This window comes from Stenotrophomonas sp. AN71, assembly GCF_050435725.1.
Classification (GTDB): Bacteria; Pseudomonadota; Gammaproteobacteria; order Xanthomonadales; family Xanthomonadaceae; genus Stenotrophomonas.
In genome coordinates this window covers 359547-373339 of sequence record NZ_JBNDKU010000004.1, presented here as the reverse complement: position 1 = coordinate 373339, position 13793 = coordinate 359547, and the positions used below count along the sequence as shown (strand labels likewise).

The following is a 13793-nucleotide window of genomic DNA, read 5'->3' as shown; positions in this document are numbered from 1 at the left end:
CCAAACCAAACCCCCACCCAACCCCCCCCCCCCGCCCCCCCCCCCCGGTGTGCTCCCAAAAAACCCCGGGGGGGGGGGCCCCCCCCCCCCCCCACCCCCCCCGCCCCCCCCCCCCCCCGCCACTACCGTTAGGCATCAAGCCACGTAGACCGTCTTGATGTTCATGAACTCATGGATGCCGTGGTCGGCCAGTTCGCGGCCGAAACCCGACTGCTTGCTGCCACCAAACGGCAGCCGCGCGTCACTCTTGACGATGGCGTTGACGAACGCTGCGCCACACTCCATACGCTGGGCGAAGGCTTCACCGCGTACCGGGTCGCCCGTCCACACGCTGCCGCCAAGGCCGAAGCGGGTGTCGTTGGCCACGTGCAGCGCCTCCGCTTCGTCCTTGACCCGGATAACCGCAGCCACCGGGCCGAACAGCTCTTCGTCATAGGCCGGCATGCCCGGGCCGACCTGGTCGAGTACGGTGGCCGGATAACCGGCATGGGTGCCGGCAATCGGCTCGCCACCGATCAGCACGCGCGCGCCCTTGGCGACGCTGGCCTGCACCTGCTTGTGCAGTTCGTCGCGCAGGTCGGCGCGCGCCATCGGTGCCAGCGTGGTGCCGCGTTCGTCGGGGTCGCCATAGCGGCGCTCGCCCGCCGCTTCAACAAAGCGACGGGCGAATGCATCGGCTACTGCCTCGACCACGATGAAGCGTTTGGCCGCGATGCAGGTCTGCCCGCTGTTGTCGAAGCGCGACTTCACCGCCGCCGCCACGGTCTTGTCGAGGTCGGCATCGTCGAGCACCACGAAGGCATCGCTGCCGCCCAGTTCCATCACCGACTTCTTCAACTGGCTGCCGGCATTGGAGGCGATCGAGCGCCCTGCCCGCTCGCTGCCGGTCAGTGTCACCGCCTTCACCCGTGCGTCGCGCAGCACATCGGCGGCCTGGTCGTTGTCGATGTGCAGCACGTCGAACACGCCGTCCGGCAGCCCCCCGTCACGGCACACCGCCAGGATCAGGTCGGCGCACTGCGGCACGTTGCTGGCGTGCTTGAGCAGGGCTACGTTGCCGGCCATGAACGCCGGGGCCAGGAAGCGGAACACCTGCCAGATCGGGAAATTCCACGGCATCACCGCGAACACGCAGCCGATCGGCTCATAACGCACGTAGCTGCGCTGCGCCTCGGTATCGATCAGTTGCGGCTTCAGGTAGTCGGCGGCGTGGTCGGCATAGAACTCACAGGTGCTCGCGCACTTTTCCACCTCAGCCAGCGCCTCGGCCTTCAGCTTGCCCATTTCGCTGGTCATGGCCTGCTGCAGGTCGTCGCGGCGCGCACGCAGCTGGCCAGCGATCTGCTTGAGGATCGCGCCACGTTCCTGCAGCGAGCGCTCGGCCCAGCGCGGGAACGCATCAGCTGCCGCCTGCAGGCGCTGCTCGATGGCAGTGGCGTCCATCAGCTCATGGCGGTAGGTCACCTGGCCGGTGGCCGGGTTGATGATCTCGACGGTCATTGGGGGTCTCCATCAGGTAGACCCCCATTGTGCGCCGGCCGCCGTGAGCCGGATGTTGCCGGTTCAGCCGTTGTCCTGGCGTGCCAGCTGCAGGTCGCGCTGGCGCCGCTTCTCGGCACGCGCATTGATGTACCAGCCGATCACCGCGGCGATCGACACCGCCGACACCAGCAGCGTAGCCAACGCGTTGATCTTCGGGCTGATGCCCATGCGCACCGAAGCGAACACCTTCATCGGCAGCGTGGTCGAGCCCGGCGTGGCGACGAAACTGGCGACCACCACGTCATCCAGCGACAGGGTGAAGGCCAGCAGCCAGCCCGCCACCAGCGCCGGTGCGATGATCGGCAGGGTGATGCGGCCGAACACGGTCAACCGGCTCGCGCCCAGGTCCATCGCCGCCTCTTCCAGCGACAGGTCCATTTCCTGCAGGCGCGAGGACACCACGACGGTGACGAAACACAGAGTGAAGGTGACGTGGGCGATCCAGATCGTGGTCAGGCCCCGCGCCGGGAAGCCGGGAATCGCGCCCATCGAGGCCAGCAGCGCCATCAGCGAAAAGCCCAGGATCACGTCCGGCATCACCAGCGGTGCGGTGACCAGTGCGCCGAACAGCGGCTTGCCGCGGAAGCGCTTGAAGCGGGTCATCACCATCGCCGCCAGCGTACCGAGCACCGTGGCGGTACAGGCGGTCCAGAACGCCACCACCAGGCTGGTCCACATTGCGTCCATCAGCGCGCGGTCGGCAAACAGGTCGCTGTAGGCACGGGTGGAGAACCCGGCCCAGACCATCGCCAGCCGCGAGCTGTTGAACGAATAGAACATCAGCAACAGGATCGGCAGGTACAGGAAGGCGAAGCCGAGCAGCAGCACGCCCAGCCCCAGCCCCTTGGCGGTACGCGGGCTCATGCCTGCTTCCCTTCCAGCAGACGCTGCTGGGAACGGTTGAACAACAGGATCGGCACCAGCAGCAACAGGATCATCGCCACCGCCATCGCCGAGGCGCCCGGCCAGTTGCGGTTGTTGAAGAACTCGTTCCACAGCTGGCGGCCAACCATCAGCGTCTCCGAACCACCCAGCATTTCCGGGATCACGAATTCACCGATCGCCGGGATCATCACCAGCATGCAGCCGGCGATGATGCCCGCCTTGGACAATGGCAGGGTGATGCGCAGGAAGGCCTGCCACGGCTTGGCGCCGAGGTCGTAGGCCGCTTCCAGCAGGCGGTGGTCATGCTTGACCAGGTTGGCGTACAGCGGCAGCACCATGAACGGCAGGTAGCAGTAGACGATGCCGATGTAGGCGGCGGTCGGCGTATCGATCAGCTGCAGCTTGGGCAGGCCCAGGCTGGTCATCAGCGATTGCAGGCCGGTGAACTGCAGGAACTGGTCGAGCAGGCCGTTGCGGTCCAGGATCGCCTTCCACGCATACACGCGGATCAGGAACGAGGTCCACGACGGCAGCACCACCAGCATCATCGCCACGTTGCGCGCGGCCGGTGACAGGCGGGCGATGGCATAGGCCATCGGGTAGCCGATCAGCAGCGTCAGGAAGGTGGAGATCGCCGCGATCCTGATCGAGCTCAGGAACGCCTGCGCATAGATCGAGTCACGGAACAGCGCCAGGTAGTTTTCCAGGTTCAGCTTCAGCGAGAAGCCGCCATCGACGTACTGCAGCAGCCAGGTGTACGGCGGCGAGCCGACCCGGCTGAGCGAGAAGCTGATCATCAGCACGATCAGGAACGGCACTGCGAAGAACAGCAGCAGCCACAGGTACGGAACGCCGATCACCGTGGCACGCAGCCCGGGCAGCCAGCGCTTCAGGCCGGCCACGCTCATGAGGTCAGCACCACGCCGTCGTTGTCGCGCCAGTGCACCCACACGCTGTCGCCCCAGGTCAGGCCATCGCTGGCCCAGCGCTGCGAGTTGGCGAAGTTGGCCAGCACCTTGGCGCCACTGGGCAGGCGCACGTGGTAGACCGAGTGGCTGCCGAAATAGGCGATGTCCTCGATCACGCCCTGCGCCTTGTTGGTGTGCCCTTCCGGCTCGTCCTTGCCGATCATCACCTTCTCCGGGCGCAGCGCGAACGCGACCGGCTGCCCTTCATAGCCGGTGATGCCGTGCGCGATGTAGACCGGCGCCGGGAACAGCGGCGAGCGCACGGTCACGTACTCGGGCAGGTCCTCGTCGATCACCCCGTCGAACAGGTTGACCGAACCGATGAACTCGGCAACGAAGCGGTTGGCCGGCTGCTCGTAGACTTCGTCGGGCTTGCCGACCTGCTGGATCCAGCCGGCATCCATCACCGCGATGCGGGTGGCCATGGTCATCGCTTCTTCCTGGTCGTGGGTGACCATCACGCAGGTCACGCCCGACGACTCGATGATGCTGACCAGTTCCAGCTGCATCTGCGAGCGCAGCTTCTTGTCCAGCGCGCCCATCGGCTCATCCAGCAGCAGCAGCTTCGGCCCCTTGGCCAGCGAGCGCGCCAGCGCTACGCGCTGCTGCTGGCCACCGGACAGCTGGTGCGGCTTGCGCTTGCCGAGGTGGCCCATCTGCACCAGCTCCAGCATCTCGCCGACGCGCTTGCTGATCGCGTCCTTGCCCAGACCATCCTGCTTCAACCCGAAGGCGATGTTCTGCTCGACCGTCATGTGCGGGAACAGGGCATAGGACTGGAACATCATGTTGACCGGCCGCTGGTACGGCGGCAGCGCGTCCAGGCGCTGGCCATCCAGGGTGATGCTGCCCTTGGTGGGCGTTTCGAAGCCGCCCAGGCAGCGCAGCAGGGTCGATTTGCCACTGCCGGAGCCACCGAGCAGGGCAAAGATCTCGCCCTTGCGCACGTCGAGATTGACGTCGTCGACGGCGACAAAACCGTCGAATTCCTTGCGCAGGTCACGAATGGAGAGATAGCCGGGCGCACCGGTCGTGTCGACGACGGCGGCTACCGGCTGGGCTTCAACGGGCATGGGGGCTCCGGGAGCGGGCGGTGGACAGCGGCCGCCATTCTACCGGCCGGGGGTGGCAAATGCGTGCCGACCAGCGTTCGGCACCCACCGGGCCAGGGGGATCGGCACCCGCCGGTCCGGGGGGATGGCCGGGGGGACACACAGATCGGGTGGGGGCCGACCGTTGGTCGGCCCTGCCGGGAAGGCGTGCCGACCAACGGTCGGCACCTACCCTTACCTGCCGGTCTTCACCTCGGTCCACAGCCGGGTGTAGAGCTTGTCGGTCTCCGGCGTGTTGATCGAATAGGTGAACATCTTCTCGGCCACGTCGGCCGGCGGGTAGATGGTCGGGTCGGTACGGATCGCCTCATCCACCAGCGGGGTCGCGGTCGGGACCGGGTTGGCGTAGTGGATGAAGTTGGTGTTGGCCGCGGCGACCTTCGGTTCCAGCAGGTAATTGATGAATTTGTAGGCCGCTTCCGGATGCTTGGCATCCTTCGGGATCGCCAGCATGTCGAACCACTGGGGCGCGCCTTCCTTCGGGATCGAATAGGCCACGTGCACGCCGTTGCTGGCTTCTTCGGCACGGTCGCGGGCCTGGATGATGTCGCCCGACCAGCCGACCACCAGGCAGGTACCGCCGTTGGCCAGCGAACCGACGTACTGCGAGGAGTGGAAATTCTGCACGTACGGGCGGATCGACTTCAGCAGGTCGGCGGCCTTCTGCAGTTCGGCCGGGTCGCCGCTGTGCGGGTCCAGGCCCAGGTAATGCAGCGCGATCGGGATCATGTCCGCCGGCGTGTCCAGGATGGTCACGCCACAGTCCTTCATCTTGCTGATGTTTTCCGGCTTGAACACCAGGTCCCAGCTGTTTGCGATGTCGGCGCTGCCGCCGAAGCGCTGCTTCAGCATCTCCACGTTGTAGCCGATGCCGGTGGTGCCGATCATGTACGGCACGCCGTACTGGTTGCCCGGGTCCTGGGTGGCGATGCGCTTCATCACCGCCGGATCGAGATTGGCCAGGTTCGGGATCTTGCTCTTGTCCAGCGGCAGGAACACGCCGGCCTGGATCTGGCGGCCGAAGAAGTTCAGGGTCGGCACCACCACGTCGTAGCCGCTGTTGCCGGCCAGCAGCTTGGTCTCGACCATCTCATCGCTGTCGAACACATCGTAGGTCACCTTGATCCCGCTCTCCTTCTCGAAGGTCGGGATGGTGTCCTCGGCGATGTAATCGCTGTAGTTGTAGACGTTCAGGACCTGGCTGTCCTGCGCGCCGCCATTGCCACCACTGCAGGCGGCAAGCATGGCGGAGGCCAGGCCGAGCGTGAGGATACGCAGCTTCATCGGGTGCTCCAGAATGCGGGAAGGGGGGCCGGCGGGGCCGGCGACGGGTGCCAGCCTACCCCCCGGCGGCGGATTTTTCTATTCCGGAAGCTCAGACGTTCAGCAGCAGGAACTCACGCTCCCACGAGCTGATGACGCGGAAAAAGGTCTCGTATTCCTTGCGTTTGACCGAGATGTAGGCCCGGCAGAAACGCTCGCCCAGCAGAGCCTGCAGCTCGCCGCACTGCTCCAGCCCGTCCAGCGCCTCGCCCAGCGAACGTGGCAGGTTGTAGCCGAGCTCCTTGGCGCTGCCGGTCACCGGTGCATCCGGTGCCAGCCGCTCGCGGATGCCGAGCAGGCCGCAGGCCAGGGTCGCCGCCATCGCCAGGTACGGGTTGGCGTCGGAACCGGCAAAACGGCTCTCCACACGCATGTTCTCCGGCGTATCCAAGGGCACGCGCAGGCCGCAGGTACGGTTGTCGAAGCCCCAGTGCACGTTGCTCGGCGAGACCTCGCCGAACACCAGCCGGCGGTAGGAATTCACGTTCGGCGCGAAGAAGGCCATGGCCATCGGCACATACTTCTGCAGGCCGGCCAGGTAATGGGCGAACAACGGGCTGAAGTCCTCGCCACCATGTTCGCCACTGAACACGTTCTGGCCATCGCTGATCCGTACCAGGCTCTGGTGGATGTGCATCGCACTGCCCGGCTCGTTTTCCATCGGCTTGGCCAGGAAGGTGGCATACACCCCGTGGCGCATGGCCGATTCACGCATGGTGCGCTTGAACAGGAACACCTGGTCGGCCAGGTCCATCGCGTTGGCATGGGTGAAGTTGACTTCCAGCTGCGCCGCGCCGGACTCGTGGATCAGCGTGTCCACGTCCAGCTTCATGGCATCGCAGTAGTCGTACATCAGATCGAGGATCGGGTCGAACTCGTTGACCGCGTCGATCGAATACGACTGGCGGGCGGTCTCCGGGCGTCCTGAGCGGCCGGCCGGCGGCAGCAGCGGAAAATCCGGGTCGGTGTTCTTCTGCACCAGGAAGAATTCCAGCTCCGGCGCCACCACCGGGCGCAGGCCCAACGCGGTGTACGCATCCAGCACCCGTCGCAGCACGTTGCGCGGGGCCAGCTCGTGCGGCTCGCCGTTCTTGGTGTAGCAATCGTGGATGACCTGTGCAGTCGGGTCGGTGGCCCAGGGCACCATGCGCACGGTGTCCGGGTCCGGGCGCAGGATCATGTCCGAGTCCGACGGCGAGGTCAGGTCGTAGTAATCGTCCGGGAACTCGCCGGTCACGGTGGTGGCGAAGATGCCTTCCGGCAACCGCGTGCCATAGTCGTGCGAGAACTTGTCGGCCGGGATGATCTTGCCGCGCGCATTGCCGGTGATGTCCGGCACCAGGCATTCGACCTCGGTGATGCGCCGGTCCTTCAGCCAGCGCAACAGGCTGCTTTCCTGTGGCGGCGGGGGCGTGGCCGTCTTGCGCGGGCGCGTTCGGGAACTCATCGGGAATCCAGTCGGTTCTGTTGGTGCTGCCGGCAAGCTTGGCCGAACGCACGAAAAATAGCGTGATAGAACGGCGAATCCATGACCCGCCACTCCGGGTGCCACTGTACGCCGAGCACGAAACGATGGTGCGGACTGCGCGCTGCTTCGATCAGCCCGTCATCGGCGCGGGCCTCCACCTGCAGGCCCTCGGCCAGGCGGGCGATGCCCTGCCCGTGCACGGAATTGACCTGCACGCGGTCGCCGCCATGCCAATGCGCCAGCCAGCCATCGGCCACCAGGGTGACCGCATGCGCCGGCCCATACTGCACCTCCACCGGCACCTGAGGATCTTCACGATGGTCAGCCAGGCCCGGTATCGCATGCACCTGCGGATGCAGGCTGCCACCGAGCGCCACGTTCAACTCCTGGAAGCCACGGCAGATCGCCAGTACCGGCATATCCAGCGCCAATGCCTCCTGCAACAGCGCAAACGCGTTGGCATCGCGGGCCGGGTCATGCGGATTACCCGGCCAGCTGCGCCCGCCCTCATAGTGCTGCGGTTCGATGTTGCTGACTGCACCGGTCAACAGCAGACCATCCAGGCCCCGCAGCCAGTCGCTGGCCGGCAAGGGTGGCTGCAGGCTCGGCAATACCACCGCGGTGACTTCGGCCGCCTCAGCCAGCGCACGCACGTACTTCTCGCCCGCCATCGCGAAACGATGATGGCCGAGTACGATGCTGTCGGTGGGCAGCCCCACCCAGGGCAGGCGACGCATGGAGAACTCCTTGGCGTACGGACACGTTACCCGTCTGCCTGCAACGGCGGCAAGTCGTGGCCGTCACACCATGGCCGTCACGCATCGGCGAAACTAGACGCGTGAACGCTGATCGTCCTGCCCCACCCTGCCCCGTTGCCCTGCGCCCGCGAGGCCCGCAGTGAGTACCGCCTTCCCGCCCAGCTGGTATGCCGCCAGCCTGCCCGAACCGCCTGCCCTGCCCTCGCTGCAGAGCGAGGTGCAGGCCGACGTGGCCGTACTCGGTGCTGGTTACACCGGCCTGACTGCGGCATTGGAACTGGCTGCGCGTGGCCAGCGCGTGGTGGTGCTGGACGCACAGCGGATCGGCTGGGGCGCTTCCGGCCGCAATGGTGGCCAGGCACTGGTCGGCTACGGCTGCGAAGTGGACGAACTGGAGCGCCAGCTGGGTCGCGACGATGCGCGCCACCTGTTCGACTGGTCGCGTGACGCGGTGCAGGCGATGCGCACGCGCATCGACCGCCACCGCATCGACTGCCATTGGGTGGAAGGCCACGCCAGCGTCGCCATCCGCAAACGCCACGAGCATGACCTGCGCGCCAACTGCGAGCACCTGCAACGCCATTACGACTACCCCATGCAGTGGTGGGACCGTGATGCTCTGCATGCGCAACTGGACAGCCCGCGCTACCGGGCCGCGATGTTCGATCCGCTCAGCGCGCACCTGCACCCGCTGGCGTATGCGCGCGGCCTGGCCGATGCAGCGCGCGCGGCGGGGGCGGTCATCCACGAGGATTCACCCGTGGTGTGCATCCAGCGCGGACCACAACCCGCCCTGCACACGGCCCAGGGCAGCGTTCGCGCCGCACATCTGGTGGTGGCCGGCAATGCCTGGCTGCAGGGCCTGCTGCCCGAGCTGGAGCGACGGATCATGCCGGTCGGCACCTATATCGGCGCCAGCGCACCATTGGGTGCCGAGCGCGCCCGCGCCCTGATCGGCAACAACATGGCCGTGGCCGATACCGCCTGGGCCCTGGACTATTTCCGCCTCAGCCACGACCACCGCCTGCTGTTCGGCGGCCGCGCCAGTTACTCGGCCTTGCCGCCGCCGGGACTGCGCGGGGTGATGCAGCGGCGCATGCACCAGGTGTTCCCGCAGCTGGCCGACGTGCCGCTGGAGCAGGTCTGGGGCGGCTATGTGGACATCACCCGCAACCGCGCTCCGCATTGGGGGCGGCTGGACGGCAACCTGTATTTCGCGCAGGGGTTCTCCGGCCATGGGGTGGCTGCCGCCGGGCTGGCCGGCGAGGTGATCGCCGCCGCGATTGCCGGCCAGAGCGACCGCCTGGACGTGTTCCAGCGCATTCGGCATGCGCCCTTCCCCGGCGGCCGGCTGCTGCGCACGCCGCTGCTGGTGGCGGCGATGTCGTGGTACAAGCTGCGGGATGCGTTGTGGTGAGGTCGCTTCCCAGCTGGGTTCCCCTCATGGCCTGGCCGCCCACGGAATGATGCGTGCGTATGTTCCCACCACATGACCGCGTGAAGACCGCTCATTCAGAACGGCGTGATGGAATTCTCATTTGATCGGAAGATCAAACATGCAATTGCATTATTCAATTCATGTGGATACCGTCGGTTGGAACCGGGTCCCGCGGCGAATGGATGCTGACAGGGAACGTACTCGAGGGAGAAGTGCGATTGAACTGGTGGAATGAAGGCCTGCAGCTGAAGTTGCGCATCCACCCGGCAGGCCTGGCCCTGGCGGTGCTCTATGCGGTCGCATGCTGGGCGACACGGCAGTTGTCACTGGATCAATTCTATCTGCCGGCGGGTATACGTGTCGCAGCAGTGCTGCTCTGCCCGCCGCGACTCTGGCCATATCTGCTGCTGGGCGAATATGCCTACTTCGCGCAGATGCGCTATCCCATGCTGGAGAAATACGGCGTGGCCTGGGCCGTTCTCGCATCAGCCTCGCTGATGCCGTCGGTGATGCTCATCACCCATTGGTGCCGCAGGACGATGGCGAACTCGGTCAACGCCCGCCTGCTGGCAATCGCACTGCTTTCCTCTGTCGTGGTCACACTTCTGAACGTGACGTTCTCCCAGCTGCTTTGGCCGACGCCACCTGCTGACTCGGCGCTCGCGTTCATCACCCGCGCGGTACGTTTCAGCGTCGGTGATTTCATTGCCATCCTCACCGCGGCCCCGCTTGCACTGCTCTGGGCGAAGCGCAACATCGAGTCAAACTGGAAAACCATCTTCACCGGTCCCACCGCAGTTGCACTGTCATTGATGATGCTGCTCGGTGTTACCGCCACATTGATTCCCCCCGAAGCCAGCGCACTCAGGACATCCCTGCAATTGCTCATGGGCCTGCCGGCCATCGCACTGACCTGCCTGCATGGTTGGCGGGGCGCCGCCATCGGCGTGCCCGCGTTGAACCTGATCATTGGCCTGACGACACCCAAGCCCTATGCTGCCGCCTTCGATGCTTCTGCATTCACGACGCAGCAGATCATGGCCATCACCGGCGTCGCGCTGTTGCTGCTGGGCTCGCGCATCAGCCACTACCATCGACGCTATCGGCTTCGTGAGGTGGGCGAGAAGAATGCCATCAACCTCGCGCGCAGCTCGCATATGGCCAGTGAACTGGATCTTCGCGAGCGTGCGATCCATCTGCGCAAACTGGGTGATGGCATCGACCTGTCACTTGCGGAAGTGATCAACTGGCTCAACAGCCACGGTCATTCGGCAATCGCCGGCAGCCTGACCCATACGGCCACGGTGCACTCGCGGTTGTTCCGCGAACAGGCCAGCATGGTGTACCCCACCGCGCTTGAACGGCTGGGACTGTATGTCGCGTTGCAGGCGGGGGGCGTGCGTTCAACGTGGGTCAATACGCACCGCGTAGCCGAGCCGCGTCTGGGCGGAGATCCCTGCCAGCTCAGCCTGGACATGCAGCTGGCGGCCTACCGCACTCTCATTGATGCGGTGTCCCTGCTGTTGAAGAACGAACCCGGGCAGATCGTCGTGCGGGCCCGCTGCATCCGCATGGGGCAACAGCGTGGGATTGTCATGACAATCGCATTGCTCGACCCGCATCGCGCGCTGTCCGCCACCACTGCCAGCCTGGTCAGGGAGCGCCTGGCTGGACGTACGCTGGCATTCGGCGGCTCCGTCCACTGCCGCCACAATCGCATCGTAATGGTACTGGTGGAGTCGGCCACCACAGCACGGCGTGGATCCACCGTAGGCGCGGCGTTCGGCGCCGGCATCACCTCTCCCGCCTGGGATGGACAACAGGCACAGGCCTGACCACTGCAGGTCCGGCATGCTCGACCAACGGACGCATGCCTGACGCGACGCTGGCGGAAAACAGACGATCAGCAGGCGACACGTGTCCCCTGCCGATCGATGGTTACTGGTTTTCGATGGCCCAGACCACACTGGCACCCGAGCTGTAGCGCACCAGCACGAATCCATTGCCGCGATAGACCAGCGAACGGGTTGCCTTGGCAGGAACGGGCAGCGGTTGCGTTGGCAGCGATACCGGCACCTGGGTCTCGCCGGCGGGCAACGCCCAGAATGTTCCATCAGCGTTGCCGATGATGACCTGCACGCGTCCGGCAAGGTCATTCACCTGGAAATAGGAAATCCCATCACGCTGGAAGCCGTAAACCAACCAGCCTGGATCCTGGCTCAGATTGACGGTGGCCGGGAACGCCTCGCCCAGCCCCCGCTGGCTCATGCTCATACGGATGCCGTGATCGTCGGATTGAGCCAAAACCGACATCGGCAGGCAACCGGCAATGACCACCGCCAACGCTGCCCCCACATTAACTATCTGCACTGTTGCCTCCTCGGCAAGGAAAATGATGAGCACCACCAAACGCTTCCCCGATTACCGTCGAGGGCCGCCATCGATGCGCACTGCATGAAGGAGTTGCATCTCCCGGACGTGCAGCAACCACTATATGTCGACTGACTCCTTTGATACATAGCGGCACACCTGCGGGGACGATCTGGAAAATGGTGTCCGCTGCCGAAGGACGGCCGGCACCCTCTCAGCCAACCATTGCATCTGCAGCGATTGCACCTGCCTGCATCTATGGATAGTGTCCACTCGGGGACCCGGGCAGGCTGCCCCGGAGCAAGGGAGGCTCACGCTTGGATCGGTTGAAAAATGCAGTTGAACTGAGCTTCCGGATCCGACCGGCCGGGATTGCGCTCGCTGCACTCTATGCGGTCAGTTGCCTCACCGCACGCCAGTTCTCGCTGGATCAGTTTTTCCTGCCCGCGGGCATCCGGGCAGCGGCACTGCTGATCGTCCCGACCCGGCTGTGGCCCTACCTGCTGCTGGGCGAGTATGCGTACTTCGCAACGCTGCGCATCTCCATGATCGAAAGCTATGGCCTGGCCTGGGTCATCCTGGCCTCGACGCTGCTGATGCCGATGGCGATGCTGGTGGTCCATCTGCACCGGACAAGAATGCCCTCCGAGGCAGCCATCGGTCTCTGGCTGTTGTCGCTGTCCTTCTGCACGGCACTGTTCGTCCCGGGCCTCAACCTGGGTATCTCGTATCTTCTATGGTCGAACCCACCGCCGAGCAATCTGCTGGACGCGGTCGACCGGACGATCTTTGGTCACTTCGCGGCCATCATCACCCTGGTGCCGTTGGCATTCCTCTGGTCGCGACGGCACGCAGAGCCAGGTTGGACCGACCGCTTTGTCGCACCCACCGCCACGGCGATCCTGGTGATGCTGATGCTGGGCCTGTGCATGCAGCTGACAAGCGCGAGCGCCCATACCACGCGGACGCATATGGTGCTGCTGGCCGCCCTGCCCGCCATCGCCCTGACCTTCATGCATGGTTGGCGCGGCGCGGCTGTCGCGATTCCGCTGCTGAACCTCCCTCTGCACGTTGCAACGCCCAGCACCGGCCTGCCCTCCTCTTTCGACCTGGGCACGTTCGCCACCCAACAGAACATGGCGGTGATGAGTGTCGCGTTGCTGGCACTGGGTTCAAGCATCAGCTATCACCATCAGCGCGCCCGGTCCCGCGGCCTGGCCGAGGAAACCACGCTGCGCCTGGCACGCGGTTCCCACCAGACCAGCGAGCGTGAGCTGCGTGAACGGGCCGCCCATCTGAAGCATCTGGGCGAGGGCATGGACAGTTCGCTCAGCGAGATGGTCAGCTGGCTGAAGGCACAAGGCCATCATGCCGTGGCGAACAGCCTGCAACACGCGTCATCCGTGCACTCACGGCTGTTCCGTGAGCAGGCCAGCATGGTCTATCCCACCGGACTGGAGCAGGTGGGGTTGTACATCGCGCTGCAAGCCGGCGGTGCATGCGAAACATGGAACAACACGCACCGCGTCACTCCACCCAGGCTTGCGGGCAACCCCTGCCTGCTGACTGTGGATCTGCAACTGGCCATCTACCGCTCCTTGATCGAAGCGGTGTCACTGCTGCTGGAGCTGGAGACCGGGCAGGTCTGTGTGCGTGCCCGAAGTGGTCGGGCAGGCGGACGTCGCGGCATCGTCGCCGTTGTGAGCCTGCTCGACCATGGTTGCGCGCTGTCGACACGCACCACCCACCAGGCCGTCGAGCGCCTGGCTGGGCGGATGCTTGCCTACGGCGGCACGGTTCACTGCCGTGGCAATCGGCTGCGGCTGGTCCTGCATGAATCGATCACCCGCGCGTCGCCAGCGGCGGCCTGACATGGAATCTGGGCTGGCGCGTAAGGCCCGCCGCTAAAGTTACACACGAAACCGCCGC

Annotated in this window: 11 protein-coding genes; 3 read left to right on the top strand and 8 right to left on the bottom strand. The window is 65.4% G+C overall.

The genetic code is table 11. From position 1 onward, the window contains the following. Window positions 1-135: 135 nt before the first annotated feature. From ABH900_RS09580 to ABH900_RS09550, 7 genes are all read right to left on the bottom strand, one after another. Window positions 136-1500 (bottom strand): NAD-dependent succinate-semialdehyde dehydrogenase, encoded by a 1365-nt coding sequence (locus tag ABH900_RS09580; protein WP_429622653.1) that lies wholly within the window; start codon window positions 1498-1500, stop codon window positions 136-138. Between the two features lie 63 nt (window positions 1501-1563). Beyond that, window positions 1564-2406, bottom strand: coding sequence for an ABC transporter permease subunit (locus ABH900_RS09575; RefSeq protein WP_004151945.1), 843 nt, complete (start codon window positions 2404-2406; stop codon window positions 1564-1566). Continuing rightward, a complete protein-coding gene (locus ABH900_RS09570) occupies window positions 2403-3335 on the bottom strand; it encodes an ABC transporter permease subunit (RefSeq protein ID WP_429622652.1) in 933 nt (310 codons plus the stop codon). Before ABH900_RS09570 ends, ABH900_RS09575 begins: the two co-directional genes overlap by 4 nt. Next, window positions 3332-4468, bottom strand: a complete 1137-nt coding sequence (locus ABH900_RS09565) for an ABC transporter ATP-binding protein (RefSeq protein WP_429622651.1) — start codon at window positions 4466-4468, stop codon at window positions 3332-3334. Before ABH900_RS09565 ends, ABH900_RS09570 begins: the two co-directional genes overlap by 4 nt. Window positions 4469-4681: 213 nt before the next feature. Then, window positions 4682-5791, bottom strand: coding sequence for a polyamine ABC transporter substrate-binding protein (locus ABH900_RS09560; RefSeq protein ID WP_429622650.1), 1110 nt, complete (start codon window positions 5789-5791; stop codon window positions 4682-4684). Between the two features lie 91 nt (window positions 5792-5882). Continuing rightward, the gene (locus ABH900_RS09555; RefSeq protein WP_429622649.1) at window positions 5883-7277 is read right to left on the bottom strand and encodes a glutamine synthetase family protein; all 1395 of its coding nucleotides are present in this window, start codon (window positions 7275-7277) and stop codon (window positions 5883-5885) included. Next, the gene (locus ABH900_RS09550) at window positions 7274-8035 is read right to left on the bottom strand and encodes a gamma-glutamyl-gamma-aminobutyrate hydrolase family protein (protein WP_429622648.1); all 762 of its coding nucleotides are present in this window, start codon (window positions 8033-8035) and stop codon (window positions 7274-7276) included. Before ABH900_RS09550 ends, ABH900_RS09555 begins: the two co-directional genes overlap by 4 nt. Before the next feature lie 160 nt (window positions 8036-8195). Between ABH900_RS09550 and ABH900_RS09545 the strand changes: the two genes are divergently transcribed. Together ABH900_RS09545 and ABH900_RS09540 are read left to right on the top strand one after the other, a co-directional pair. Beyond that, window positions 8196-9473, top strand: coding sequence for an NAD(P)/FAD-dependent oxidoreductase (locus ABH900_RS09545; RefSeq protein ID WP_429622647.1), 1278 nt, complete (start codon window positions 8196-8198; stop codon window positions 9471-9473). Window positions 9474-9706: 233 nt separating this feature from the next. Then, the gene (locus ABH900_RS09540; protein WP_429622646.1) at window positions 9707-11329 is read left to right on the top strand and encodes an MASE1 domain-containing protein; all 1623 of its coding nucleotides are present in this window, start codon (window positions 9707-9709) and stop codon (window positions 11327-11329) included. A gap of 103 nt (window positions 11330-11432) precedes the next feature. Here the strand turns inward: ABH900_RS09540 and ABH900_RS09535 are convergent, their stop codons facing one another. After that, entirely contained in the window at window positions 11433-11900 is a 468-nt protein-coding gene (locus ABH900_RS09535) for a hypothetical protein (protein WP_429622645.1), read from the bottom strand. 281 nt (window positions 11901-12181) lie between these two features. Here ABH900_RS09535 and ABH900_RS09530 point away from each other — a divergent pair, with 281 nt between their 5' ends. Beyond that, window positions 12182-13735, top strand: a complete 1554-nt coding sequence (locus ABH900_RS09530; RefSeq protein WP_429622644.1) for an MASE1 domain-containing protein — start codon at window positions 12182-12184, stop codon at window positions 13733-13735. Window positions 13736-13793 lie beyond the last annotated feature (58 nt).